21 protein-coding genes and 1 pseudogene are annotated in these 26,190 nt (G+C 72.1%); 6 read left to right on the forward strand and 16 right to left on the reverse strand.

Annotated elements, in window-relative coordinates; genetic code table 11:
* Window positions 1-73, forward strand: a pseudogene (locus IE124_RS31825) (ATP-binding protein); the annotation flags it as partial.
* A gap of 214 nt (window positions 74-287) precedes the next feature.
* Here IE124_RS31825 and IE124_RS31830 read toward each other — a convergent pair.
* The 5 genes from IE124_RS31830 to IE124_RS31850 form a co-directional block, all read right to left on the reverse strand.
* The gene (locus tag IE124_RS31830) at window positions 288-482 is read right to left on the reverse strand and encodes an acyl-CoA carboxylase subunit epsilon (protein WP_150265739.1); all 195 of its coding nucleotides are present in this window, start codon (window positions 480-482) and stop codon (window positions 288-290) included.
* 14 nt (window positions 483-496) lie between these two features.
* Complete coding sequence (locus IE124_RS31835) at window positions 497-2,080, reverse strand: acyl-CoA carboxylase subunit beta (protein ID WP_150265741.1); 1,584 nt, start codon at window positions 2,078-2,080, stop codon at window positions 497-499.
* 153 nt (window positions 2,081-2,233) lie between these two features.
* Complete coding sequence (locus IE124_RS31840) at window positions 2,234-4,567, reverse strand: polysaccharide lyase 8 family protein (RefSeq protein WP_189513109.1); 2,334 nt, start codon at window positions 4,565-4,567, stop codon at window positions 2,234-2,236.
* A 120-nt stretch (window positions 4,568-4,687) separates the two neighbouring features.
* Window positions 4,688-8,563 carry an endo-alpha-N-acetylgalactosaminidase family protein gene (locus tag IE124_RS31845; RefSeq protein ID WP_189513111.1) on the reverse strand — a complete coding sequence of 1,292 codons (3,876 nt, stop codon included), beginning with the start codon at window positions 8,561-8,563 and terminating at the stop codon, window positions 4,688-4,690.
* A 139-nt stretch (window positions 8,564-8,702) separates the two neighbouring features.
* Window positions 8,703-9,212: a hypothetical protein gene (locus tag IE124_RS31850; RefSeq protein WP_189513113.1), complete on the reverse strand. Its 510-nt coding sequence runs from the start codon at window positions 9,210-9,212 to the stop codon at window positions 8,703-8,705.
* Between the two features lie 228 nt (window positions 9,213-9,440).
* On the opposite strand from IE124_RS31850, the gene IE124_RS31855 reads away from it, so the two are divergent.
* Window positions 9,441-10,052: a YceI family protein gene (locus IE124_RS31855; RefSeq protein WP_189513199.1), complete on the forward strand. Its 612-nt coding sequence runs from the start codon at window positions 9,441-9,443 to the stop codon at window positions 10,050-10,052.
* A 125-nt stretch (window positions 10,053-10,177) separates the two neighbouring features.
* Here IE124_RS31855 and IE124_RS31860 read toward each other — a convergent pair whose 3' ends face one another.
* A complete protein-coding gene (locus IE124_RS31860; RefSeq protein WP_189513115.1) occupies window positions 10,178-10,483 on the reverse strand; it encodes a DUF4267 domain-containing protein in 306 nt (101 codons plus the stop codon).
* Here IE124_RS31860 and dnaN point away from each other — a divergent pair.
* Window positions 10,482-11,624, forward strand: a complete 1,143-nt coding sequence (gene dnaN / locus IE124_RS31865; RefSeq protein WP_189513117.1) for a DNA polymerase III subunit beta — start codon at window positions 10,482-10,484, stop codon at window positions 11,622-11,624. The two genes, IE124_RS31860 and dnaN, sit on opposite strands and share 2 nt — an antisense overlap.
* A gap of 20 nt (window positions 11,625-11,644) precedes the next feature.
* Here the strand turns inward: dnaN and IE124_RS31870 are convergent, their stop codons facing one another.
* From IE124_RS31870 to sigJ, 5 genes are all read right to left on the reverse strand, one after another.
* Window positions 11,645-12,997 carry a hypothetical protein gene (locus IE124_RS31870; RefSeq protein ID WP_189513119.1) on the reverse strand — a complete coding sequence of 451 codons (1,353 nt, stop codon included), beginning with the start codon at window positions 12,995-12,997 and terminating at the stop codon, window positions 11,645-11,647.
* Window positions 12,998-13,061: 64 nt separating this feature from the next.
* Window positions 13,062-14,693 (reverse strand): citramalate synthase, encoded by a 1,632-nt coding sequence (gene cimA / locus IE124_RS31875; protein ID WP_189513121.1) that lies wholly within the window; start codon window positions 14,691-14,693, stop codon window positions 13,062-13,064.
* A 282-nt stretch (window positions 14,694-14,975) separates the two neighbouring features.
* Entirely contained in the window at window positions 14,976-16,316 is a 1,341-nt protein-coding gene (locus tag IE124_RS31880) for an MFS transporter (RefSeq protein WP_189513123.1), read from the reverse strand.
* A gap of 75 nt (window positions 16,317-16,391) precedes the next feature.
* Window positions 16,392-16,937, reverse strand: a complete 546-nt coding sequence (locus IE124_RS31885) for a TetR/AcrR family transcriptional regulator (RefSeq protein WP_229833082.1) — start codon at window positions 16,935-16,937, stop codon at window positions 16,392-16,394.
* A 96-nt stretch (window positions 16,938-17,033) separates the two neighbouring features.
* A complete protein-coding gene (sigJ, locus tag IE124_RS31890; protein ID WP_189513127.1) occupies window positions 17,034-17,951 on the reverse strand; it encodes an RNA polymerase sigma factor SigJ in 918 nt (305 codons plus the stop codon).
* Between the two features lie 123 nt (window positions 17,952-18,074).
* On the opposite strand from sigJ, the gene IE124_RS31895 reads away from it, so the two are divergent.
* Window positions 18,075-18,470, forward strand: a complete 396-nt coding sequence (locus tag IE124_RS31895; RefSeq protein WP_189513129.1) for a hypothetical protein — start codon at window positions 18,075-18,077, stop codon at window positions 18,468-18,470.
* Here the strand turns inward: IE124_RS31895 and IE124_RS31900 are convergent.
* Window positions 18,445-19,461 (reverse strand): agmatine deiminase family protein, encoded by a 1,017-nt coding sequence (locus IE124_RS31900; RefSeq protein ID WP_189513131.1) that lies wholly within the window; start codon window positions 19,459-19,461, stop codon window positions 18,445-18,447. The two genes, IE124_RS31895 and IE124_RS31900, sit on opposite strands and share 26 nt — an antisense overlap.
* 251 nt (window positions 19,462-19,712) lie before the next feature.
* On the opposite strand from IE124_RS31900, the gene IE124_RS31905 reads away from it, so the two are divergent.
* The gene (locus IE124_RS31905) at window positions 19,713-21,134 is read left to right on the forward strand and encodes a cytosine permease (protein WP_189513133.1); all 1,422 of its coding nucleotides are present in this window, start codon (window positions 19,713-19,715) and stop codon (window positions 21,132-21,134) included.
* 115 nt (window positions 21,135-21,249) lie between these two features.
* On the opposite strand, the gene IE124_RS31910 is transcribed toward IE124_RS31905, so the two are convergent.
* The 4 genes from IE124_RS31910 to IE124_RS31920 all read right to left on the reverse strand — a co-directional run bounded on the left by IE124_RS31910 (window position 21,250) and on the right by IE124_RS31920 (window position 25,042).
* Complete coding sequence (locus IE124_RS31910; RefSeq protein ID WP_189513135.1) at window positions 21,250-22,338, reverse strand: branched-chain amino acid aminotransferase; 1,089 nt, start codon at window positions 22,336-22,338, stop codon at window positions 21,250-21,252.
* A gap of 259 nt (window positions 22,339-22,597) precedes the next feature.
* The gene (locus IE124_RS31915; protein WP_189513137.1) at window positions 22,598-23,638 is read right to left on the reverse strand and encodes a 3-isopropylmalate dehydrogenase; all 1,041 of its coding nucleotides are present in this window, start codon (window positions 23,636-23,638) and stop codon (window positions 22,598-22,600) included.
* Between the two features lie 124 nt (window positions 23,639-23,762).
* Window positions 23,763-23,894 carry a hypothetical protein gene (locus IE124_RS35460; protein ID WP_268246768.1) on the reverse strand — a complete coding sequence of 44 codons (132 nt, stop codon included), beginning with the start codon at window positions 23,892-23,894 and terminating at the stop codon, window positions 23,763-23,765.
* Between the two features lie 263 nt (window positions 23,895-24,157).
* Complete coding sequence (locus IE124_RS31920; RefSeq protein WP_189513139.1) at window positions 24,158-25,042, reverse strand: LysR family transcriptional regulator; 885 nt, start codon at window positions 25,040-25,042, stop codon at window positions 24,158-24,160.
* Between the two features lie 101 nt (window positions 25,043-25,143).
* Here IE124_RS31920 and IE124_RS31925 point away from each other — a divergent pair, with 101 nt between their 5' ends.
* Window positions 25,144-26,145, forward strand: coding sequence for an MDR family NADP-dependent oxidoreductase (locus tag IE124_RS31925; RefSeq protein ID WP_189513141.1), 1,002 nt, complete (start codon window positions 25,144-25,146; stop codon window positions 26,143-26,145).
* The last annotated feature ends 45 nt before the right edge of the window (window positions 26,146-26,190 follow it).

The following is a 26,190-nucleotide window of genomic DNA, read 5'->3' on the forward strand; positions in this document are numbered from 1 at the left end:
CCGCCACCGCGCGGACGCCAAGAGCGCGCTCATCACCCTCGTCGAGCACGCCCTCATGGCCCGCCTGCGGTAGTCCCGACGGACGTCTGTACGGATCGTCTCGCGGAGGCCCCGCGCACCGGACCGGTGCGCGGGGCCTCCGTCGTGCCGCCCCCGGCGACAGGGCTACGCCGAAGGCGCTGCCCCCGAGGACAGGAGCTGCGTCGAAGGCCCTCCGCCCCGGGAACCGGGAGTACGCCGAAGGCCCCCGCTCCGGGTGGGAGCGGGGGCCTTCGGTGCGGCGGGGGTCAGCCCTGCCAGGAGTGGGAGGGGCGGAAGCCCGACTGGCGCTCCAGACGGCGCCAGCCGGCCGTGGAGCGGCCGTCGTGGGCTTCGGTGGGCTGAGCGGACGCGCGGGCGAGCAGGACCGCCGTGATGGCGGCCAGCTCCTCGGGGTCGGCGTGCCCCTTCTCGACGCGGAGGAGATTGGCAGGGGTGGTCACGAGTGTGGCTCCTCTTACTGAGGCGGGTTGCCGTGCTTGCGGGACGGCAGGTCGGCGTGCTTGGTGCGGAGCATCGCGAGGGACCGGATGAGCACCTGGCGGGTGTCGGCGGGGTCGATGACGTCGTCGACCAGGCCGCGCTCCGCCGCGTAGTACGGGTGCATCAGCTCGGCCTTGTACTCCTTGACCATGCGGGTGCGCATGGCCTCGGGGTCCTCGGCCTCGGCGATCTGCTTGCGGAAGATCACGTTGGCGGCGCCCTCGGCGCCCATGACCGCGATTTCGTTGGTGGGCCAGGCGTACGTCAGGTCGGCGCCGATGGACTGGGAGTCCATGACGATGTAGGCGCCGCCGTAGGCCTTGCGCAGGATCAGGCTGATCCGGGGCACGGTCGCGTTGCAGTAGGCGTAAAGCAGCTTGGCGCCGTGCCGGATGATTCCACCGTGCTCCTGATCGACGCCCGGCAGGAAGCCGGGTACGTCCAGAAGGGTGATGATCGGGATGTTGAAGGCGTCGCACATCTGCACGAAGCGGGCGGCCTTCTCGGACGCCTCGATGTCCAGGACACCGGCCAGCGACTGGGGCTGGTTGGCGACGATGCCGACGACCTGGCCGTCGAGCCGGGCCAGGGCGCAGATGATGTTGCGCGCCCAGCGCTCGTGGATCTCCAGGTAGTCGCCCTCGTCGACGAGTTCCTCGATGACCTTGTGCATGTCGTACGGGCGGTTGCCGTCGGCGGGCACCAGGTCGAGCAGGACGTCGGAGCGGCGGTCCGCCGGGTCCTCGGAGGTGACGGTCGGAGGGTTCTCGCGGTTGTTCTGCGGGAGCATCGACAGGAGGTAGCGGACCTCCGCGATGCAGGTCTCCTCGTCGTCGTACGCGAAGTGCGCGACGCCCGAGGTCTCGGCGTGCACGTCGGCGCCGCCGAGGCCGTTCTGCGAGATCTCCTCGCCGGTGACCGCCTTGACGACGTCCGGGCCGGTGATGAACATCTGCGAGGTCTCGCGGACCATGAAGACGAAGTCGGTCAGCGCGGGGCTGTAGGCCGCGCCGCCGGCGCACGGGCCGAGCATCACCGAGATCTGCGGGATGACACCCGAGGCCCTGGTGTTGCGCTGGAAGATGCCGCCGTAGCCGGCGAGCGCCGAGACGCCCTCCTGGATGCGGGCGCCGGCGCCGTCGTTCAGGGAGACCAGCGGGGCGCCGGCCGCGATGGCCATGTCCATGATCTTGTGGATCTTCGTGGCGTGGGCCTCGCCCAGCGCGCCGCCGAAGATCCGGAAGTCGTGCGCGTAGACGAAGACCGTGCGGCCCTCGACCGTGCCCCAGCCGGTGATCACACCGTCGGTGTAGGGCTTCTTCGCCTCCAGGCCGAAGCCGGTCGCCCGGTGCCGGCGCAGCTGCTCGACCTCGCTGAAGGATCCGGCGTCGAGCAGCAGCTCGATGCGCTCGCGAGCGGTCAGCTTGCCCTTCGCGTGCTGCGCCTCGGTGGCGCGGTCACTCGGGCCGCGGAGCGCCTGCTCGCGCAGGACGTGCAGCTCGGCCACTCGGCCACGGGCATCAGCGGGCTCGCTCGGGATCTGGTCCACAACGGTCATGTACCGACCCTACGAAGTCGAGCAAGAAAACTCTGCCGTCGACTCCGTACAGTCTCCCGTGTCGATTCCTGGTGGGGCTGGACAGAAGCGCCGCCCATCCAGCCCGAGTCAACAGCCAGGCACCCCCCGTGTTTGTGGGGTTCTCACATAGCGCTAGAGAAGGACCTCGCAACGGTGCGTGGCTCCGGCCGTACCGGGGGTGATCCGCAGGCGGAGCGATCCGCCCGTGCCCAGCACCTCCACCGAGGGGTCGTGGGCGAGCACCCGGCGGACCGGGCGGTCCCAGACCAACTCCAGCGGCAGACCCGTGCGGGGCGGCTCGGCGATCCTCAGGTCGAGGACCGAGCGGCGCCTGCGGGCGAGGACGCTCGCGGGGGCGGTGACGGTGAGGGGGCCCACCGTACCGGCCTGCCAGAAGTTCGCCGCGGTCAGTCCGAGGGACGGAACGGCGACCGCCTGACGCTCGGCGGTGTTGTCGAGAACGTGCAGCCAGTCCCGGTCGGCGGCGCGGGCGGCGATCCGGTACCGGGAAGCCCCTGGCATGAGGAGGTACGCGTACGAGGCCCCGACCGGGTCCGTCCCGTGGTCCAGCCAGAGCGTCCGGTAGCGGCGGGTGCGGCGCTCGGTGGAGCTGGTGGTGTTGATGTCGCCCCAGGCCCCGGTGCGGTCCTCCTGGACGGTGCGGAGGTTCCCGGTCCCTCCCCCGGTCCCTCCGGGGAAGACCCAGCCGCCGTGGCCCTCCAGGTGCGCCCAGCCGGCGCCGGTGGCGAAGGCCCGCGTCCCGGTCTCGCCGAGCAGGCGGTTGTCGACGACCGTCTCGACGGGCACGCCGTCGGTCGCGGTGATCCCGGCGCCGAGGCAGATGACGGCGTCGGCCGCGCAGAACCAGGACTTCCGGGCCTCCAGGGTGGATCCGAGGCCCTTGAGGTGCTGGCCGACGGCCGCGTATTCGCCGTCGGTGGCCCCGCCGACCCAGCGCACGGCCGGCCTGGGCGCGCCCCACTCGCCGCCGGCCCGGTCGGCGAGGCGCTTGGTGGAGACGGTGGTGCCGGGGAGGCGGTACGGATCGACGGTGGGCCAGAACCAGTCGGTGTACTGGTCGCCGAGGTCCGGGGTCCACCAGGAGAGCATGCCGGCGCCGGTGTGCCAGCCGCGCGGGTTCTCGCCGTTGCCGCACTCGTAGTACGAGATCCGGTCCGAGGCCATGGCGATGTTCGCGGCCCAGCCGGGGCGGCGGTGGACGGCCCGGTCCATGGCCGTGAAGAGCCGGTGGCCGGTGGGTTCGGGCGCGGCGGGGACGGGGGCGGCGGCCACGGCGTGCAGTCGGGCGAGGTCGGCGACGCCGAACTGGCGGGCGGCGAGGACCGGGGAGACGGTGTCCCGCTGTATCCACCCCTTCACGCGCGCGTGCCAGCGGTCGCGCTCGGCGGGCGAGGCCCCACCGGCGAGGAGGGTCATCGCCGCGATCACGCCCTGGCCGTGGAAGTGGTCGGAGCGCATGATCTGCCGGTCGTCGTTCTTCAGGAGGCCGCGGCTGGTCGCGCGGCCGTTGACGCTGTCCATCATCAGGCCGTCGTAGATCAGGGGCGCGTAGGCCTTCTCGACGCTGTCGAGGACGATCTGCCGGTTCGGGTCGGTGACTGCCCAGGCGGACCCGGCCAGGAGCGAGAAGAGGCGGCCGAGGCCGTCGAGCATGACCTGCCCGTAGGTGCCGGAGTAGGCGACCCAGGTGTGCTGGACGAAGGAGCCGTCGGCGTAGAGCCCGTCGCCCTTGGTCACGTACGGGAAGACGGGCGAGAGGGCGTCCCGGGCGAGGGCGATCTTGGCGGGGTTCGCGCCGAGGACCCCGCGCAGGGCGACCGAGCGGCACAGGTCGACGCGGTTCGCGCCGGTGGAGGTGCCGGTGTAGTCCGTGAGCACCGAGTCGGGGACGAAGTGGTCGACGGCGGCGCAGGCGGCGGCGATCCGTTCGGCGCCGAGGTGCGGGTGGAGTGCGGCGACGATGTCCATGAGGAGGCGGGGGCTGCCGATCTGCCACTCCCACCAGTTGCCGTAGCGGGGGGCGCCCGCGCGGTAGACCGTGGCGGAGAGGAGGTCGAGGCCGCGCAGGACGTCGGCGAGCAGGCCGGCGTCGCCGGTCAGGCCGGTGCCGGGCTGCGCGTACGCCTGGGTCATGGTCCACAGGCGGCTGTAGCTCTGGGTGATGCCGGCCGGCGGGTCGAAGGTGACGCCGGGCCAGAGCGAGGCGGGCGCCGGGGCCATGGAGGCGCGGAACGCCCTGGCGAGCGTGCCCGTCTCGGCGAGCCGGGAGGCGTAGGGCTCGGCCCCGGCGTCGAAGCCGGAGCCGAGCTGGAGGTCGAGCCAGCGGAGGCGGAGGGCCTCGAACTCCGGCTCTGCCGCGGCTGCGGGGAGCGGGAGTCCGAAGGCCGCCGCGGTGGCGGAGGCGGTGATCAGGAACGTACGGCGGGACCAGGCGGGGACGGGCACGGGAGCCTCCCGGGGGAAGTGGTGGAGACCGTTCGGCGCCTGGTGTAACACCGGTTCTCCGACGCAATCAATGAGCACGGCTAGGCTCGACGAAAGCGCTTACCCCCCTCTCCCGCCCGGTCAGGGGCCGCAGTGGAAGCGGGCGTTCCCCCAGTCCGCGTGGTCGTTGCCGTTCCCGTCGCCGCCGTCGTCGGCCACGAGCTCGACGTAGGAGGCGCCGGTGACGTCGGCGGTCAGCGACCAGGCCGTGTCCGTGGCCTTGAGGACCGGGGACTTCGCCTTCTCCGTACCGTCCGCGAGGACGCTGAAGCGGACGGTTCCCCGGCTGGTCTGGACGTCGTCGACGCCGACCTCGGCGGTGAGCGAGGTGCACCGGCCGCCCAGGTAGTAGCGGACCTTCGCGGGGGCGTGGCTGCCGAGCCCCTTGGCGTACGTCACTCCCCCGATCCGCAGCGGGGAGCCGTCCCCCGTCCCGGTCTCGCCGTTGGAGAGGTCGCGCTCGACGGGTCCCCAGCCGTTGGTGGCGGAGGTCCAGTCGAGGTCGCTCGCCCAGCTGTCGGCGGTGGGCGGCGGGGGCAGGGTGCGGACGGTGGTGGCGGCGGTGAGCTTCCGGGCGCCTCCCCCGAGGTCGTACGCGACCTCGGCGCCGAGGGTGTACGGCCGGTAGGCGGCGTCCACGGGCGGGGTGACCCGCCAGGTGACGGTCGTGGTGCCGCCCGCCGCGACGGGGTCGAGGGCGACGGGCGCGGCCGGTTCGGCGCTCCAACCCTCGGGGAGGGTGAGCGTGGCGCGGGCGCCGGTGACCGCGGCGGTCTCGTCGTTGCCGAAGGTCGCCCTGACCTCGTTGGCGCGGCCGGGCTCCAGGGTCTCGGGGGCGGTGACGGCGAGGGTGCCGCAGGCGGCCCGCTCGACGGCCGGGCCGAGGTCGGTGACGGTGAAGGCGTCGAGGACGAAGTCGGCGCCGTCGGGGGCGTCGCCGCGCTTGCGGAGCCCGGTCCAGGTGTCGCCGCAGCCGGCCGTGACGGTCTCGGAGAAGTGCCCGGTGGTCTGCTGCCGGCCGATCGGGGTGCGGCGGGTCTCGACGGCCGGCCCGTCACCGCTCGTCCGGTCGTAGCCGGTGACCCATTCGTACGCGCCGGCGTGGCTGGACTGGTAGTCGTACTCCACGCGGTAGCGGTGACCGTCCTCCATCGGGACGGTCCAGGGCGCGGTGCGGTAGACGAGGCCGCTGTTCTCGTCGTGCGACTTGAGGGACTCGGCGCCGCCGATGACGTCGTCGATCGGCTTTCCGTTCCAGCCGGCCTGGGTGTACGGGGCGTGCAGCTGGGCGATGTGGGTGCGCGGGTCGGTCGTCCCGCCGGAGTCCCCCTTGAGGAAGGGGCCCCAGCCCTGGTCGACGGCCTCGAAGTCCTCGTAGGCGGCGGCTCCGGGCTTGGTGGCCGGTGCGTTGGCCACGATCCGGACGTCGTCGATCCGGACGGTCGCCGTGCTGCCGCCCGCGGCCTCTATCCGCAGCCGGGCGGTCCCGTCGGCGGGGGCGGTGAAGGTGACCTTGGCGCGCTGGAAGCGGGTGCCGTTCCAGTCGGAGGCGGCGACCCTGTCGTCGAGGGCGGAGCGCTCGACGGTGACGGCCCTGCCGCCGACGGAGAGGGTGGTGGGGCGGGCCTCGCCGCGCTCGACCTCGACGAGGGCGGAGGCGGTGTAGCGCGCGCCGGGGGTGAGGCCGGTGATCCGCTGGCCCACGGAGGCCGTGGCCGCGCCGCCGAGCTTCGCGCTGTTACGGCCCTGGGCGTCGGTGTCCCGGGTGACGGTGCCCGTCCTGGTCCAGGTGCCGAGCCCGGCGTCGTTGAAGCCGGGGTCCTTGACCGGGGTGCCCTGGCCCCACTTCGCGGGGCGCTGCGCCGGGGCACGGTCGGGGTAGAGGACGTAGGGCCGCCCCGCGACGGCGTCGAGGGTGATCCTCCCGCCGACGGGCCGCACGGTGGCGGTCTTCACCCGGCCGTTGTCGGTGAGCTCGTACACGGAGTACGAGCGGGGGCCGGCGGGGACGGACCAACTGGTCGTGCCGCCGGACTTGTTGTAGTGGTAGAGCTTCTTGCCGCCGTCCCAGGGCAGCAGGTACCTCTCGCCGTCGAGGACCTTGCGGCCGTTCTCGTAGAAGGTGCGGCTGCCGTTCTCGACGGTGCCGCGGACGCCACCGGTGAAGGCGAGGTCGTTGCCGTCCCAGCGGGTGATCTTCTGCTGCTGGAGGTATTTGGCGGGGAGGTTGCGCTGCCAGATGTTGGCGGTGAAGTCGTTCCAGTCGGTCTCGCCGGTCCAGCCCTCGAAGTCGACGAGGGCGGTCTGGCCGAGGACGGGGTGGTTGTTCCAGACGTCCTTCTCGCCGTTGCGGATGAAGCGCACGATCTGGGAGTTGAGGCCCTTGTTGGTGGCGCCGCCGTAGTCGAGGTCGTTGGCCCAGTGCGACCAGAGGGAGGCCCGCTCGAACTTCTCGGACCACTCGGTGGCGATGTTCCAGCCCTGCTTCTGGACGGCCTGGACGGTCTTGTCGGCGATCCAGCCGTGGGTGTAGTAGACGTCGATGTAGAGGGCCGAGAGGTTGGGGTCGGTCTCGTCGCGCAGCTGCTGGAAGCGGCGGGCGAGGTCACCGCTGTTGATGTCCCTGCGCTGGTCGATGTAGTAGCTCTGGTTGAGCCAGTTCCAGCCGGGCTTGGTCTTGTCGACGAGCGTCTCGCTGAAGTTCTTCGCCTCGGGGTACGACTCGGTGGCGTTGACGTGGACGCCGAAGCCCGCGCCCCACTTGCGGCCCTCCTTGAGGAGGGTGTTGAGGTCGGCGAGGCCGCCGGCGCGCTTGTTGTAGTTGCCGCCGTAGTCGGGGTGGGCCGAGTCGTGGCCCTCGGAGCCGTACCCCTTGAGCAGCGCGAACTGGCCGAGGCCGTCGGTGGCGAGCGAGATCCGCTTGACGTCGTCGAGGGTGCGCAGGAAGGGGTGGGTGGCCTGTGAGGCGAAGTTGAAGGGGATGTGGGCGACGACCCGGTCGGGGGTCTGCTCGCTGCCGGGCGCCTTGATCCCGATCGTACGGAAGGCGATGGCGCCGTCCTGCCAGTCGGTGGCGCCGTCGGCGTTGGCGTCGGGGGTGACGACGACCTTCGCCCAGGGCAGGCCGTCGCCGCTCTCGGGCTGCGGGGCGCCCGCGCCGCGGTACGTCCACTGGCCGGACCAGACGCCGACGCGGGTCTCCGCGCCGCTCTTGCGGGCCTGGTGCCAGAAGCGGGCGCCGTCGCGGGCGGAGGCGCCGGCGGGCTTGTCGTAGCTGGAGTTGGACTCGACGGCGGCGGCCAGCTGCCCGGTGCTGACGATCGCGTAGCTCGCGCCGACCGGGTTCGCCTCGGTGGCGGTGGCGTCGGTGACCTGGGCGAAGACGTCGGCGGTACGGGTGGAGTCCGGGTCGAGGCGGGTGAAGGCAGTGGCGGCGCCGCCGTCCGCCGAACCCACGGAGACGAGGTCGTGGCCGGGGATGTCGAGCGTGCCGACACGGAAGGTGTCGGTGTCGCGGACGGCGGTGACCCGGAAGGTGGTGGTCCGGCCCTCGACGCGCAGGCTCGCGTCGATCTCGACGCCCGGCAGGCCGGGGAAGGCGAGGGTGTACGCGGCGGAGGAGGAGGCGAGGACGGGGGCGCCCTTGGCCTGGACGGCGTGCGGGGTGCCGTTGAGGACCACCTGCGTGACCGGGGCCGTACTGCCGAGGAGGCGGGCGCCGGTCGCGCGGTCGGTGTACGAGAGGACGCGGGGGAAGTCCTCGGCGACGGCGACGGAGAGCCGGGCGGAGGCGATGACGGGAGCGGCGGAGGCGGCCGGGGCGGGGCCGGCCGTGCGGTCCGCGGCGGCCGTGGCCGCGGCGTCGGCGAGGGCGGGCCCGGACAGGGCGAGCACGGTGGCCGAGGCCACCGCGAGTGCGCATGCCGCACGGATTCTTCGCGAAGGGGGGAGGGACATGCGGACCAGTCAGCCGCGCCCCGGCGGGGCCGTCAACGAGATCGCGCCGCGCGGGCCCCTCCAGTCCAAGAACCCCCTCCGGTTAGTCCAAGTGAACGCCGGAGGGGGCTCCTTGAGTGCGCTTCCGGTTGCGGAGGGGTCAGCAGCCGCCGCAGTTGTAGAAGGTCACGTCCCAGTGGTTGCCCTCGTCGGCGTAGACGTTGCCCGCGCCGGACCTCCACTGCGGGGCGCCGTCACCGCGGACGCCGATGTAGGTGAAGGTGTTCTTGATGTAGTTGCCGAGGCAGGTGTACTTGGCGAAGTCGAGCTTGTAGCCGTTCCAGTGCGAGTACGTGCCGCTCGCGTGCCCGGTCTCGGTGCCGCCCGTGATGTTGAGGGCGCAGCCGCTGGCGCTCCTGAGGGTCTGGGCGCCCTGGGCGGTGGCGAGGTTGAGCTGCTCGAAGGACGTGCACGTCGAGACGTTGCGGTTGGAGCAGTTGCCGGAGGACGACCAGGTGATGCCGGAGGCCCGGAACATCGAGGTCGCGGTGGCGTGGCTGATCTTGGTGACGGCGTGGGCGTCGGTGGCGGTGGAGAGGGCGCCGAAGCCGGGGGCGAAGAGGGCGCCGAGGACGAGGGCGAGTGCGGTGAGGACGGAGCGGAGCTTCACGGGGGTTCCTCCTGCTGGTGACCGTGACGGGTGGGGACGGCTGTGCAGGTGGTGCTCGTCGCGCAGGGAGATGGTGCCGCAGTTCTACGCGCGTCCGATAGGGGGCGTCGGGTGTCTTCCTGGGCCGTGCGGGTGAACTTCCTCCAGAGAAGTTGAAACTTGAACGGAATAGGTCTACAGTCGTTCTCGTTGAAGGTTCAACAAACACCGATCAAGGAGCTGTACGTCATGGGTCTCTTCAACCGCAAGAACAACGAGTCCGCCGTCGCCACCGCCACCCTCCCCGTGGACCCGGCCCTGGCCGGCCTGACCGGCGACTACAACATCGACCCGGCGCACAGCAGCATCGGATTCACCGTCCGCCACGCCATGGTCACCAACGTCCGCGGCACCTTCGCCGAGCACGAGGGCGCGCTGAAGCTCGACGGCTCGAACCCGGGCGCCTCCACCGCCTCCATCGACGTCAAGATCGCCTCCATCGACACCGGCATCGGCGACCGTGACGGCCACCTGCGCAGCGGCGACTTCTTCGACGCCGAGCAGTTCCCGCTGATGACCTTCCGCTCCACGGAGGCCGCGCAGCTGGGCGGCGACAAGTACCGGATCACCGGCGACCTCACCATCAAGGACGTCACCAAGCCGCTCTCCATCGACCTGGAGTTCAACGGCACGGCCACGGACGTCTACGGCAACGAGCGCGTCGGCTTCGAGGGCTCGGCCGAGATCCTGCGCTCCGAGTGGGGCCTCACCTGGAACGCGGCCCTGGAGACCGGTGGCGTGATGGTCAGCGACAAGGTCAAGCTGAACTTCGACATCTCCGCGATCAAGAACGCCTCCTGACCTGGGACGCCCCTCCGGACACACGAGCGCGCCCGCCCTCCGCAGCAGCGGAAGGCGGGCGCTCGGCGTTTCCCTGCCCGGCGCTTCCCTGCCCGGCGCTTCCCTGCCCGGCCGGGGGCAGAGGATCAGGCGGCCTTCGCCGCCGCCTCGACGACCCCCGGGACCGGGCGGTCGTTCTCGGCCGCGACCTCGTCCCGGGACGAGGTGGCGAAGAGGAGGCCGGCCGTGACGAGGACGCCCACGCCGGTGGCCGCGTGGATGCCGAGCGCGGCGGCGTACGAGCCGCCGTGGCTCAGGACGGCGAACGCGTCCACGAAGGGGACGATCGCGAGGAGCAGCATCACCCAGGCCAGCGGGCGACGCCTGCCGAGGGCCAGCAGGGTGAGCACGATCGCGCCGTTGTCAGTGGTGGCGCCTAGCGTCGGGGGCATGGAAATGCGAATCGACAGCGGCGTGTTGACCGATGCCGTGGCCTGGGCCGCGCGCGTCCTGCCGGCCCGTTCCCCGATGCCCGTGCTCGGCGGCCTGCTCCTGGAGGCGGCCGGGGGGCGGCTTCGGGTGTCCGGGCTCGACCACGAGGCCTCCGCGCGCGTCGAGGTCGAGGCCGACACGGGCGTCGAAGGTCGGGCGCTGGTCCTCGGCCGCCGGCTCCTCGACATCTGCAAGGTCCTCCCACACGGGCCCGTGGAGCTCGCGGTGGAGGGCGCCCGCCTCGCGGTGACCTCGGGCGGCGCCCGCTTCGGCCTCTCCCTGCTGCCGCTCGACGACTACCCCGCCGCGCCCGCGCTGCCGGAGGTCCGTGGCCTGGTGGACGGGGACGCGTTCGCCGCGGCCGTGGGCCAGGTCGCCGTGGCGGCGGGCCGGGACGACTCGCTGCCGGTCCTGACGGGGATACGGCTCGCCCTCGACGGTTCGACGATGACGGTGGCGGCCACCGACCGCTACCGGTACGCGGTCCGCACGCTGGAGTGGTACCCGGACTTCGGCGCGGGAGCGCCGGACGCGGCCACGTCACCGGAGCCCGGGGAGCCCGGCGACACCGCCGACGTGGTCGTCCCCGCTCGCCGGCTCACCGAGATCGCCCGCTCCCTCGCGGGCGGCGGGCCGGCCCGTCTCGCGCTCGACTCCGGGTCGATCGGCTTCGAGAGCGGGGGCCTGCGCACCACCACCCGGCTGCTCGACGGCCGGCTCCCCCGCCACGACAAGCTCTTCGCCCTCGGCGACCACGCCCTGGCGGTCACCGAGCGGGCGCCGCTGACCGAGGCCGTCAAGCGGGTGGCGGTGGTCGCCGAGGGCGACAGCCCGGTCCAGCTGACCTTCACCGGCTCGGGGGTCCACCTTCAGGCGGGGTACGAGGACGACGTGGCCTCCCAGCGCCTGCCGGGCAGCCTCGGCGGAGCCGACTCCATGACGGTCGCCTTCAACCCCGGCTACCTCCTGGACGCGCTGACCTCCCTCGACGCCCCCGAGGTCCGCTTCCACCTCCTCGGCCCCGGCCAGCGGGCCCTGCTCACCGACGCCGAGGACCCGGCCCACCGGCACCTGCTGATGTCGGTGAAGCCGCTGGTCTGATCACCTCGGCAGGAGCCGGGTCAGAATCCGCCGCCGCCGTCGAAGCCGCCGCCCCCGCCGAAGTCGCCGCCGCCGAAGCCGCCGCCCGAGCCGAAGTCGCCGCCGCCGAAGTCGGATCCGGAGAAGTCGGCGCCGGAGAAGTCGCCGCCGCCGAAGTCGCCGCCACCGTACTCGGAGGCGTACGCCGGGGTGGACAGCGCGGAGCCGAGCATCGTGCCCACGAGGAGGCCGGGGAGGAGGCCGCCGCCGAAGTAGCCGCCCGCCCAGGGGCCGTAGGCGGGGCCCGCCTCCCAGTAGGGGCGGCGGCCCGCGTCCGTGTCGACCGTACGGGCGAGGGGGTCGAGGCCGTCGTCGAGGCGGGCGGCGTCGGCCGCGCAGACGGGGACCTGGCGGGGGGCGCCACCGGCCGGCGTCCAGGTGCGGTCCTCGATGGAGAGGCCGTGGCGCGGGTCGAAGAAGCAGGGGGCGCGCCGCTCCGGCAGCGGGCGGGACTCGCGGCGGGCGGCGAGGAGGGCGAGGGAGAAGCGGCCGTCGTCCAGGGCCTGGGTGACCCCGCGGACGTCGTGCGGGTGGGCCGCGGAGGCCATGAGCGACTTGGCCTTGTCGTACGAGTCGAGCGCGTTTTCGTAGTCGCCGCGCTTGGCGTCGTCGGCGCCGGGCTCTGCGGGGTGGAAGTCGAGGCGTTCGAGCTCCTCGCCGAAGGCGGTGATGTCCTCGTCGACGACGACGCGCAGCTTGTCGAGGGCCTCCCGCTCCTCGGCCTCCTTGCGGAGCCTCTTGCGGCGGACGACGGCGTAGGCGGCTCCGCCGCTCACGGCGACGACCGCGCCGAGGGTGACGAGTCCGGCGACGGGGACCCCGGAGTCCGCCCCGGCGGTGCCCCAGGAGGCGGGGGCGGAGCCGCGGAGGGTGGGGAGGGCCTGGTCGGCGAAGTTGTTCAACTCGGTGGCCGCGTCGACGCCCGGCTGGCGTACGGAGGTGACGAGGTTCTGCACGGCCTGCTGCGACATGACGGAGGAGTCGGCCTTCGCGTCGAAGCCGTCGCCGAGACGGATCGCGTACAGGCCGGTGATGCCGGTCTGGGTGCGCAGGTTCTGGAAGAGGTCCTCCGGCGGGAAGTCGGCGTTCGCCGGCAGGACGGCCATGAAGAGAGGCTTGTCCGCGTCCTTGATCTTCTGGGCGAGGGCGTCCGCGTCGGCCTGCGAGAGCTGGTCGGCGGCGCCCGGGTCGACGTAGACCGGGCCCTGCTTGAGGGCGGCGGCCGCGTCGGAGATCCCCGAGGCCCTGGCGCCCACGGAGGGGGCCAGGGCCAGGAGCAGCAGAAGGATCAACCCGGAGAGGGCTGACAGGAGGGAAAACGGCCTGGTCCTCATATATTGAAGTTACCCGAATGGCAACAAACAAGACATAGAGGACCGAACCGATTCCCCGCGGCGGCTACTCGGCGGGCTCGATCCCGGCCCGCAGCAGCCCGTACGTGAAGGCGTCCTCCAGGGCCTGCCAGGAGGCGGCGATGACGTTCTCGCCGACGCCGACCGTGGCCCACTCGCCGTGGCCGTCGCTGGTGGTGATCAGGACCCGGGTCGTGGACTCGGTGCCGTGGCGGCCCTCCAGGATGCGGACCTTGTAGTCGACCAGCTCGAACTTGGCGAGCTGCGGGTAGATCCGCTCCAGGGCCACCCGCATCGCCAGGTCGAGGGCGTTGACCGGGCCGTTGCCCTCGGCGGTGGCGACGATCCGCTCGCCCTTGGCCCAGAGCTTCACGGTGGCCTCGTTGGCATGCGTGCCGTCGGGGCGGTCCTCGACGATCGCGCGCCAGGACTCCGTACGGAAGTAGCGTCGGGCGCGGCCCTCGGCCTCCTCGCGGAGCAGCAGCTCGAAGGAGGCGTCGGCGGCCTCGTACGTGTAGCCCTGGAGCTCGCGCTCCTTGACCCGCTCGACGACGCGGGCGACGAGGGCGCGGTCTCCGCCCAGGTCGACGCCGAGCTCCTTGCCCTTGAGCTCGATCGAGGCGCGGCCGGCCATGTCGGAGACGAGCATCCGCATGGTGTTGCCGACGAGCTCGGGGTCGATGTGCTGGTAGAGGTCGGGGTCGACCTTGATGGCGGAGGCGTGGAGCCCGGCCTTGTGCGCGAAGGCGGAGACGCCGACGTACGGCTGGTGCGTGGAGGGCGTGAGGTTGACGACCTCGGCGATGGCGTGCGAGATCCGGGTCATCTCGGCGAGCGCGCCCTCGGGGAGGACCTTCTTGCCGTACTTGAGCTCCAGGGCCGCGACGACGGGGAAGAGGTTGGCGTTGCCGACCCGCTCGCCGTAGCCGTTGGCGGTGCACTGCACGTGGGTGGCGCCGGCGTCGACGGCGGCGAGGGTGTTGGCGACGGCGCAGCCGGTGTCGTCCTGGGCGTGGATGCCCAGGCGGGCCCCGGTGTCGGCGATGACGGTGGAGACGACGGCCTGGATCTGGGCGGGGAGCATGCCGCCGTTGGTGTCACAGAGGATGACGACGTCGGCGCCGGCCTCGTACGCGGCGCGGACGACGGCCTTGGCGTAGTCGGGGCTCGCCTTGTAGCCGTCGAAGAAGTGCTCGCAGTCGACGAAGACGCGTCGGCCCTGGGAGGTCAGGTACGCGACGGTGTCGCGGACCATCTCCAGGTTCTCGTCGAGGGTCGTCCGCAGCGCGAGCTCGACGTGCCGGTCGTGGGACTTCGCGACGAGGCAGATCACCGGGGCGCCGGAGTCGAGCAGCGCCTTGACCTGCGGGTCCTCGGCCGCGTTGCCGCCGGCCCTGCGGGTCGCGCCGAAGGCCACGAGCTGCGCGTTCCTGAAGGTGATCTCCTGGCGGGCGCGGGCGAAGAACTCCGTGTCCCGCGGGTTGGCGCCGGGCCAGCCGCCCTCGATGAAGCCGACGCCGAAGTCGTCGAGGTGGCGCGCGATGGTCAGCTTGTCGGCGACGGTGAGGTTGATGCCCTCACGCTGCGCCCCGTCGCGCAGCGTCGTGTCGAAGACGTGGAAGCTGTCGTCGACATGGCGGCCGTCGAGGCGCGGGCTCTCGTCGTTCTCCGTGGTCATGACTGTGATGGCTCCTGTCGGATGTGGCTCCGGAAGGTCTGGATCCACTTGCCCCCATTCTCACGCGCTGTCCGCTTCCGGCGTGGGTGGGGCCGGAAAACGAAAAAACCCCTCGCGGGTGCGAGAGGTCTGCGCGCGGGTCTGAGGCACGGTGTCCACTGCCGCGGGGGTTGTGCCGCGGTTCAGTGGCCACTGCGGACCGGCGCGCTGCTGCCGATAATCATCGTGGTAGCAAGCACGCCGGAAGTCTGACACAGGTGGGGGGCCGCCGGGACGGCGGTCTCACGATACGGGCAGCTGATCCTTCTTCTGTCCGGGCAGGGTGCCGGGGCCGGACGAGCCGGCGGCGCCGACCCGGCCGAGGTCGATGTCCCGGGTCTCCCGCATCACCAGGTAGACGACCAGGGAGACGGCCGCGCAGCCCGCCACGTACCAGGAGAAGCCCGACTCGATGCCCGCGTCCTTGAACCAGAGCGCCACGTACTCGGCGGTGCCGCCGAAGAGGGCGTTGGCGATGGCGTACGGGAGGGCGACGCCGAGGGCGCGGATGCCGGTCGGGAAGAGCTCGGCCTTCACGCAGGCGTTGATGGAGGTGTAGCCGGTGACGACGAGCAGCGCGAGCAGGGAGAGGCCGAGGGCCGGCCAGAAGGAGCCCGCGTGCTTCAGCATCGCGAGGATCGGCACGCTGAGGACGGTGGATCCGACCGCGAAGGTGATGAGGAGCGGGCGGCGGCCGATCCGGTCGGAGAGGCGGCCGGCCAGCGGCTGCAGGCAGGCGAAGACGATGAGGGCACAGAAGGAGACCAGGGTCGCGGTCTGCTTGGGCAGTCCGGCGGAGTTGGAGAGGTACTTGGTGAGGTAGGTGGTGTACGTGTAGTAGGCCACGGTCCCGCCCATGGTGAGGGCGACCACGAGGAAGGCCTCGCGGCGGTGCGCCCAGAGCGCCTTGAGGGTGCCCTGCTCGCCGCTCGCGACCCCGTCGCCCGCGCTCTCCTCGTACACCTCCGTCTCCAGCATCGTGCGGCGCAGGTAGAAGACGACGGCCGCGCCGAGCGCGCCGATGACGAAGGGGATGCGCCAGCCCCAGCTGTGCAGGGCCGCGTCGGACATCGTGCGCTGGAGGACGATCAGCAGGCCGAGGCCGAGGACCTGTCCCGCGGTCATCGACACGTACTGGAAGCTGGAGGCGAAGCCGCGGTGCTCCGGCGCCGAGGCCTCCGTGAGGTAGGTGGCGCTGGCCGCGTACTCGCCGCCGACGGAGAGGCCCTGGAGGAGGCGGGCGATCAGGAGGACGGCGGCGCCGCCGTAGCCGGCGACGGCGTAGGTGGGGGCGACGGCGATCAGGAGCGCCGAGGCGGACATCAGGGTGACGGTGAGGGTGAGCGCCGTCTTGCGGCCCTTGCGGTCGGCGACCCGGCCGAGGAGCCAGCCGCCGACGGGCCGCATGAAGAAGCCGACGGCGAAGATGCCGGCGGTGTTCATGAGTTTGGCGGTGTCGTTCCCCTCGGGGAAGAAGGCCCCCGCGAAGTAGGTGGCGAAGCTCGCGTACACGAACCAGTCGAACCACTCGACCATGTTGCCGGCGGAGCCGACCCAGATCTTCTTCCAGTGCTCTCGTCCCATGGACCGGAACCGTGCCGGAGGTCACGCACGGGCAACAAGGCTGTAGCGCACAACGATCCTGTGTACTTACGTGCGTTACGGTCGTGGCAGCAGGTCCTGCTCGATGAACTCCCGTACGTGGCCGAGGACTTGCTCCCGTCCGGTGCCCGGGATCCCGACCGCGACATGCACACTGAAGCCGTCGAGCAAAGCCCTCGTACGGGTGGCGAACCGGTCCGGGTCGACCGACCGGAACTCCCCCCGCGAGACCCCTTCGGCGAGGATCGCGACCAGGTCCCGGTGCCAGGCGCCCTCGATGGCGGCCTGCCGGACGCGGGCGTCGTCGTCGGCGTTCTGCGAGCGGTTCCAGACCTCCAGCCACAGCGTCCAGTGCGGGTCGCGCGGGCCGGCGGGGACGTAGACGTCGACATAGCCGTCGAGCCGCTCGCGCGCCGTCCCCGGCCGGGCGAGCAGGGCGCTCCGTGCGGCGCCGAGCCGCCCCTCGCTCCACTCCAGGGTCTGGAGCAGCAGCTCGTCCTTGGTGCGGAAGTAGTAGAGCAGGTGTCCGCTGCTCATCCCGACCTGCCGGCCGAGCCCGGCCATGGTGAGCCCGTCGAGCCCCCGCTCGGCGATGGTGTCCATGGCGGCGGCCAGGACGTCCTCGCGGGGCGGGGCGGCCTGGTTGCGGCGGCGGGCGTGGGGTGGGGTCGGGTCGCTGCTCTGACTCACCCGTATGTTCTACAGGATGGCCTCGGCGGGTCCGTTCCCGGTCCACGCGCGGAGTTTCTCCGGGTTGCGGACGGCCCAGATGCGGGTGACGCGGTCCCCTTCGAGATCGAACGCGGCGACGGTCACGGTCACGCCGGTGTGCTGGGCGACGAGACCGGGACGGCCGTTGACCGTCCGCTCCAGGAGCTTCAGTCCCGGGGCCTTCTCGGCGATGTGGATCAGGTACGCGGCGATGCCCTCGGCGCCCTCGACCGGGTGGAGGACGGTGCCGACCAGGCCGCCGCCGTCGGCGACCATCGCGGCGTCGGGGTCGAGGAGGCCGACGAGGGCCTCGATGTCCCGGGCCTCCCACGCCTCCTTGAAGTGCCGCACCAGACCGGCCTGCCCCGCCGAAGGGGCGGCGGGGGCCTGCGCGGCGCGCATGCGCCGGCGGCCCGAGGAAGCCAGCTGGCGGCAGGCCGCGGGCGAACGGTCGAGGGTCTCGGCGATCTCCGCGAAGGAGTACCGGAAGACGTCGTGGAGGACGAAGGCCACGCGCTCGGCGGGGGTCATCGACTCCAGGACGACGAGGAAGGCCATGCCGACCGACTCGTCCAGGGTGACCCGGTCGGCGGGGTCGTCCGCGCCGCCCCACTCCGCGCGGTCGGGCAGCGGCTCGGGTATCCACGCCCCGACGTACCGCTCGCGGCGCGCCCGCGCCGAGCCGAGCACGTCGAGGCAGACCCGGCCGGCGACCGTGGTCAGCCAGGCGCCGGGCGAGGCGATGGCCTGCTGCTGCCGCGGGGACAACGCGTACCAGCGGGCGTACGTCTCCTGCACGGCGTCCTCGGCCTCGGCGAGCGAACCGAGCAACCGGTAGGCGACGTTGGTGAGATGGCGCCGCTCGCCGACGACGGCGCCCACGTCCGACTCGGGCTGTGTGCTCATGGTGCGACCGCTCCCCGTTCCCCCGTGGGTCCGACGTCTCACCTCACATTTCGCGGGGCTGTGTCGTCGGACTGTCGAGAGAGTACCGATCCACCGCCGCGAGGCAGAAGAAGGGACCACATCATGGCCGTACAGACGACTCCGGCACCGGGCAGGTTCACGTTCTCGCAGGTCGCGGTCGCCCTGCAGACCCTGGCCCTGTTCTTCCAGGCGGTCACCGCCGGCATGCTGCTGTCCGGTTCCGTCGGCGCGGTGCTGCACGACGCCGGCTCGAAGGTGATGTACGGCGCGTCGATGCTGTACGTGCTCGCCGCGGTCCTGGCGTGGCGGCCGGGCGGGGGCTCCCCCCGCCCGGTCCTCTACGCCTCCGGCTTCCTCGCGCTCGCCTCGGCACAGGTGGTGCTCGGCGTCGCGCACGTGCCGTCGGTCCACGTCCCCCTGGGCATCGTGATGTTCGCCCTGAGCGTGCTGGCCCTCGCCGCCACGGTACGGACTACACGCGCGGCTGCTGCTGGGTGATGCAGTGGATGCCGCCGCCGCCCGCGAAGATCGTGCGGGCGTCGACGAGGGTGACCGTGCGGTCCGGGAAGAGGCGGCGGAAGATCTCGGCGGCGAGTTCGTCGTGCGGGTCGTCGAAGGCGCAGAGGATCACGCCGTCGTTGCACAGGTAGTGGTTGATGTAGGAGTAGTCGACCCAGTCGCCCTCCTCGTCCTTGAGGACGGTGGGGGCCGGGATCTCGACGACCTCCAGGGGGCGGCCCTGCGCGTCCGTCTGGCCGCGCAGGATGCTCACGTACATCCGCGAGCGCTCGTAGTCCGGGTGGGCCGGGTCCTGCTGGCTGTGGACGAGGACCGTGCCGGGGCGGGCGAAGGCGGCGACGATGTCGACGTGGCCCTGGGTGCCGTAGAGGCCGTAGTCGCCGCTGAGGCCGTGCGGGAGCCAGATCGCCTTCGTGGTGCCGAGCCGGGCGTGGATCTCGGCCTCGACCTGCGCGCGGGTCCACTCCGGGTTGCGGCCCGAGCCGAGCTGGACGGTGTCGGTCAGCAGGACCGTGCCCTCGCCGTCGACGTGGATCGCGCCGCCCTCGTTGACGAGGGGGGAGGACAGGACCGGGACGCCGGCCGCGTCCGCGACATGGCGGGCGATCTTCGAGTCGTGCTCCCAGCGGGCCCAGTCCTGGCCGCCCCAGCCGTTGAACACCCAGTCCACGGCGGCGAGTTCGGTGCCGTTCGTGACGAAGGTCGGGCCGATGTCCCGCATCCAGGCGTCGTCGAGGTCGCGCTCGATCAGGTCGACGTCGTCACCGAGGAGGGCGCGGGCGGAGTCCTTGTCGCCGGGGGCGACGACCATCGTCACCGGCTCGTGGCGGCGTACGGCCCGGGCCACCGACGCCCAGGCGGCGCGCGCCTCGGCGAGCTCCTCCTCGTTGGTGAAGGTCGGGTTGGGGCTGGGCCAGGCCATCCAGGTGCGCTCGTGCGGCATCCACTCGGCGGGCATGCGGTAGGTCATGGTTCACGTCCTAGAGGAAGGAGAGGCGGGGGGAGACGGACCCGGCCGCCTCGCAGACGGTGTCCGCGACGTCGCGTTCCGTGGGGGTCGGTCGCACGTCGAAGCACCTCCTGTTTGAGCGCCACTCTAAATGTTGGGAAGCCTGCTGCCAAACATTGACGTGGCCGACGAGCATGGGTCACATTGAGCGTCACTCTAAACGTCTTCACGTGCGAGCCGCTCTCGCCCCGCTCCCCTCCCCAGGAGTCCTCATGCCGATAGAACAGCGCGGAGTCGACACCATCCCCGAGGCCGAACGCACCAGCGGTCCCCGCGATCTCGTGTCGATCCTGCTCGGTTCCAACCTCTGCCTGGGGGTGATCGTCTTCGGCTGGCTCCCGGTCTCCTTCGGGCTCGACCTCTGGGCCTCGGTCACCTCGGTCGTCACCGGAACCGTCGTCGGGGTCGCCGTCACCGCCCCGCTCGCACTCGTGTCGCTCCGCACCGCCACCAACCTCTCCACCTCCTCCGGCGCCTTCTTCGGCGTCCGCGGCCGGCTCGTCGGCTCCGTGGTCGGACTGCTGCTGTCGCTCGGATACACCGCGCTGACGCTGTGGATCGGCGGGGACGTCATGGTGGGGACGCTGGCCCGGCTGGTCGGCCTGCCGACCGGCGGCGCCTCGCACGCCGTCGTCTACGCCCTGCTCGCCGCCGGCACGGTCGTCGCCGCGGTCTTCGGCTACCGGCTGCTGCTCAAGTTGAGCAAGGCGCTCGCGGTCGGCATGACCGTGCTCCTCGCGATCGGTGTCGTCGCCTACGCCGGGGACGTCACGACGGCCGCCGTACCGGAGACCCCGTACCTGCTCGGCTCGTTCTGGCCGACCTGGCTGCTCTCCGCCGTCGCCGCCGGGCTCAGCGGCCCCGTCGCCTTCATCACCCTGCTCGGCGACTACACCCGGTACATCTCGCCCGCGCGGCACAGCGCGAAGAAGGTCTGGTACGCCACCTGTCTCGGCCTGCTCGTCGGCCTGCTGGTCCCCCAGCTCTTCGGTACGTACACGGCGCTCGCGGCCCGCGGGGCCCTCGACTACGCCGGGCCGCTCGTCGCCGCCTCGCCCGCCTGGTACCTGGTGCCGCTGCTCCTCGCGGCGACGGCCGGATCCGTCGGCAACGCCGGGCTGATGCTCTACTCGATGGGACTCGACCTCGACGCGATCCTGCCCCGCGCCACCCGGGCACGCGCCACGCTCGTGGTCGCGGCGGTGGCGACGGCCTTCGTCTTCCTGGGCCACTTCGCCTCGGACGCCCAGACGGCGATGACCTCGTTCGTCCTGCTGCTCACCGCGATCGGCACCCCGTGGGCCGTGATCACCCTGATCGGGCACGCGCGCTGCGGCGGGACGTACGACCCGGAGGCGCTCCAGGTCTACAACAACCGCTCGCGCGGCGGAATCTACTGGTTCTCGGCAGGCTGGCACCCGCGCGCCACCGCATCCTGGGCGATCGGCGCGGCGGTCGGCCTGGCCGGGGTGTCGACGCCGCTCTACGAGGGGCCGCTGCTCGCCCTGACGGGCGGGATCGACTGCAGCTTCGTGCTGTCGGGACTGGTGGGCGGCGCGCTGTACGCCGTACTGACGCCGAACAGGGCTCCCCGGACCGTCACGGCTCCGGAAGCCCTGGCTGCTACGGAGTAGCGGCCACCGCCCTGGCAGTGGCCGCTACCGCTACGGCGTGGCGGCCACTGCGCTGTGCGGCGTGCGGCGACCAGGGCCAGACGCCGTGGCCCCGGCCATGATCCGCCGGACAGGCCTAGCCCAGCTCGTGCATCCAGCCGTGGGCGTCCTCGGCCCGGCCGGTCTGGACGGCGAGCAGCGCGTCGCGCAGCTTCATCGTGACCTCGCCGGGCTCGCCGCCCGACTGCTGCCACTCGCCCCGCTCGGACTTGACCGTGCCGACGGGCGTGATGACGGCGGCGGTGCCGCAGGCGAAGACCTCGGTCAGGGTGCCGTCGGCGCTGTCGGCCTGCCACTGGTCGATGGAGACGCGGCCCTCCTCCGGCTTCAGGCCGAGGTCCGCCGCCAGCTTGAGCAGCGAGTCACGGGTGATGCCGGCGAGGAGCGAACCGGTGAGGGTCGGGGTGACCAGCTTGTCGCCGTACACGAAGTACAGGTTCATGCCGCCCAGTTCCTCGACCCACTTGTGCTCGACGGCGTCGAGGTAGGCGACCTGGTCGCAGCCCTTCTCCGCCGCCTCGGCCTGCGCGAGCAGGGAGGCCGCGTAGTTGCCGCCGGTCTTGGCGTCGCCGACGCCGCCGGGGACGGCGCGGACGCGGTTCTCCGAGAGCCAGATCGAGACGGGCTTCACGCCGCCGGGGAAGTACGGGCCGGCCGGGGAGGCGATGACGACGAAGAGGTACTCGTTGGCCGGGCGGACGCCCAGGCCGACCTCGGTCGCGATCATGAACGGACGCAGGTAGAGCGAGGCCTCGCCGCCGTGCGCCGGAACCCACGCCTTGTCCTGCTTGACGAGCACGTCACAGGCCTCGACGAAGGTCTCGACGGGCAGCTCCGGCATGGCCAGTCGGCGGGCCGAGGCCTGGAAGCGGCGGGCGTTGGCGTCGGGGCGGAAGCTGGCGACCGAGCCGTCGGGGCGGCGGTAGGCCTTCAGGCCCTCGAAGATCTCCTGGGCGTAGTGCAGGACGTTGGTGGCCGGGTCCAGGTGCAGCGGGCCGTACGGCACGAGCTGGCCGTCGTGCCAGCCGCGGCCCTCGGTCCACCGGATGGTGACCATGTGGTCGGTGAAGTGGCGGCCGAATCCCGGGTTGGCCAGGATCGCCTCGCGCTCCGCGTCGGACAGCGGGCTGGAGGAGGGCTTGAGCTCGATCGTGGGCGTCGTCATGAGTGCGTGTCCTTCACCGGTTGTGTGTGTAGGACCGCGCGCCCGACCCGGTCATCGACCGAAGTCCATGACTGCGTGGACGTCCGAGCATGCCCGTATGCCACGGCCCCACGTCCGATTATCGCTCGCGGGGACCGGTGCGGGAAACGGGTGAGCGCGGTCCAGAGTTCGATGGTGGCACCCTGCGGCCGCACAGGTACAGCCGCCGGGTGCAGGTGCGACCCGGCGGCTGCTGTCGTATGTCAGTCGGCTGCGCGGGTCAGCTCGCTACTCGCGCGGCGAGCGCGTCGCCGACCTGGGCCGTCGTGCGGACGGCGCTGCCCCGCTCGGTGAGGTCGGCCGAGACGGCCTCCTCGACCCGGACGGCCTCGGTCTCGTAGCCGAGGTGGCGCAGCAGGAGGGCGACGGAGAGGACGGTGGCCGTGGGGTCGGCCTTGCCCTGGCCCGCGATGTCCGGCGCGGAGCCGTGGACCGGCTCGAACATGGACGGGAACTCGCCGCTCGGGTTGATGTTGCCCGAGGCGGCGACGCCGATGCCGCCGGAGACGGCCGCGGCGAGGTCGGTGATGATGTCGCCGAAGAGGTTGTCGGTGACGATGACGTCGAAGCGGGCCGGGTCGGTGACGAGGAAGATCGTCGCGGCGTCGACGTGCAGGTAGTCGGTGCTGACCTCGGGGAACTCCGCGGCGACCTTGGTGAAGATGTCCGTCCAGAGGTGGCCGGCGAAGGTCAGCACGTTGTTCTTGTGGACCAGCGTCAGCTTCTTGCGCGGACGGGCCTGGGCGCGGGCGAAGGCGTCCCGGACGACCCGCTCGACACCGAAGGCGGTGTTGACCGAGACCTCGGTGGCGACCTCGTGCGGGGTGCCCTTGCGGATGGTGCCGCCGTTGCCGGTGTACGGGCCCTCGGTGCCCTCGCGGACCACGACGAAGTCGATCTCGGGCTGACCGGCGAGCGGGGTGGCGACGCCGGGGAGCAGCTTCGAGGGGCGCAGGTTGACGTGGTGGTCGAAGGCGAAGCGGAGCTTCAGCAGGAAGCCGCGCTCCAGGACTCCGGACGGCACCGACGGGTCGCCGATGGCGCCGAGCAGGATGGCGTCGTGCTTCTTGAGGGAGGCGAGGTCGGCGTCGGTGAGGGTCTCACCGGTGGCGTGGTAGCGCTTGGCGCCGAAGTCGTACTCCTCGGTCTCCAGCTTCACGTCCTGGGGAAGGACGGCCGAGAGGACCTTGAGGCCCTCGGCCACGACCTCCTGGCCGATGCCGTCGCCGGGAATGACTGCGAGATTGATGCTGTGAGACATGTCGGCACCCTACTCTTCGTCCCATCGTCTGACACGTTCCGTCCATCATGTGGACGAACGGACAGCCCGAACGGGCGAGCGGAGGCCCGAAGGGGCCCGTGCGGGGACCCTTCGGACCTTCGGATCAGTGGCCGGTCGAGCCGCCGTTGTCACGGCGGTCGAGGGCGCGCTGGAGGGCGGCGGCCGCGTTCTGGCGGGCCTCGTCGTTGGAACGGGCGGCGGAGTGGCGGACGCGGCGGGCGGTCTGAGTTGCCATGAGGGATCGACTCCTTGAGATCAGTGATGATCCGAAAGTGCGGAGATCAGTGGTGATCGAAGGTGCCGGCAGGGGCGGGGAGCGCCGCCGCAGGGGTTGCCTGCACAGGGGCGTCGCGCTCTCGACCGCCATTCGCTGATATAGCGAGACGTTCGGCTCCTACAAAGCTAGGGCAGGGAACCGCATCTGTCTCCACAGTTACTCGGACTTCCTACTATCTGAGACGGCGTGGGACCGAGAGTCCTCCAGGGGTCGCGCGAGGGTCACCCCGCGACGGCCCGCAGCTCCCGGATGAGGGCGCGCACGGCGAGGGAGGCCGCCAGCTCGGGGGTGGTGACGTAGCCCACCGAGCGGGTCGGGCGCTCCGGGCCGAGATCGGTGATCTCGACCGAGGACGGCGCTCCGACCAGGGAGAGCTCCGGCATCACGGCCATCCCGTATCCGGTGCTCACCAACGAGAGGACGGCTCCGTCGTCCTCCGCCTGCACCGTCGCCGGCGGCAGCCACTCCTGCCGCGCCCACCATTCCCTGGTGTACGAGGTGCAGTTCTCGGTCCAGTCGACCAGCGGCAGCGAGCGCGGCGCCGGATGCCCCGCCGGGTGCACCAGCGCGTACCCCTCCTCCAGCAGGGCGCCCCCGACCAGCTCGGGCGGCACGGGCGAGGTGGTCCCGATGGTCGCGATCCCCAGGTCCGCCCGCCCGTCGAGGACTTCACCGGCGGTGCCGCGCCCGACCTCCCGCACGATCCGCACCTCGGGCACGAGCTCGGGGTGGCGCGCCGTCAGCCGACCGAGGACGCCCGGCAGCAGATGCAGCGCCGCGCTGCGGAAGGCCGCGATGCGCAGCGGTCCGGCGAGGACGTCGGGTTCGGCACCGCTCCGCGCGCCGCGCACCTCGGCCGCCATCACGTCCAGGAGCCGGAGCACCCGTCGGGCGTGCGCGAGCGCCCGCTCGCCCGCGGCTGTCGCGGTGGCCCCGCTCCGCCCCCGCTCGAAGAGGACGGCGCCCAGCTTGCGTTCGCTGCCCCGCACCGAGTGCGAGACGGCCGACTGGGTCATGCCGAGGGCGACGGCGGCGGCGGAGAAGCCCCGCTCGCGGTCGACGGCCACCAGGACGCGCAGTTCGCGCGGGGCCAGGTCCTCGGTCATCACGGCTCCCACCTCGTCGTATGAGCGGCATTCATGGATGGGCCGCAGCCATCGACGCTACCCCCTGCCCGCGCCGCGGATCGCCTCCTACGGTCTGGTCCATGACGAACGACACCATGATCACCGTCCAGCAGACCGCCCGCCCCACCGGCTTCCCCACGCCCGGACACTTCGCCTTCGTCGAGTCCCCCGTCCCGGCCCCGGAGCCGGGCACCGCCCTCGTCGAGAACGTCCTGTGGTCCGTCGACCCGTACCACCGCGAGGCGATGGACTCGGACGAGATCTGGACCCTGAACTCCCCCATGGAGGGCCGCACGCTGGGCCGCGTGCTCGACTCCCGCGACCCCGCCCTGCGCCCCGGCGACCTCGTCCTGCACCGCAAGGGCTGGCGCACCCACGCCCTGGTCTCGAAGGACGAGACGCGCCCGGTCCCGGACCTCGGCCCCGGTGTGCCTCTCGCCGCCCACCTGAGCCTGCTCGGCGGTACGGGCCTGTCGGCCTACGTGGGCCTGACCCGGATCGCGCGGCTCAAGCCCGGCGAGGACCTCTTCGTCTCCGCGGCGGCGGGCGGGGTGGGCACGGCGGCGGGCCGGCTCGCCCGGCTGCTGGGCGCGGGGCGGCTCGTGGGCAGCGCGGGCTCGGCGCGGAAGGTGGCGTACCTGACGGAGCGGGTCGGTTTCGACGCGGCCTTCGACTACCACGACGGGCCGGTCGGCGAGCTGCTCGCGAAGGCGGCTCCGGCGGGGCTCGACGCGGTCCTGGACGGGGTGGGCGGCGAGCACCTGGAGGCCTCGATCGGCGCGCTGCGGCCGTTCGGCCGGATCGCCTGGGTCGGCGCGGTGGGCCAGTACCACTCGCTCTCCGCTCCGCCGGCCCCGCGCAACCTCTTCGACGTGGTCGGCAAGAGCATCCGGCTCGAAGGCTTCCTCGTCAGCAACCACACGGACGCCCTGGAGGAGCTGTACGAGCTCGCCGTCCCCCACCTGCGCAGCGGGGCGCTGCCCCTGGACGTGACGGTGGTGGAGGGCTTCGGGAACATCGTCGAGGCCTTCTTGGGGATGCTGCGCGGCGAGAACCTCGGAAAGATGCTGGTCGCCGCCTAGGTCCTGTCGTCAAACTCCCGCCTGCCCTGCGGGCGGACGACGGGA

Source organism: Streptomyces narbonensis, from assembly GCF_014649015.1.
GTDB classification, from domain to species: domain Bacteria; phylum Actinomycetota; class Actinomycetes; order Streptomycetales; family Streptomycetaceae; genus Streptomyces; species Streptomyces narbonensis.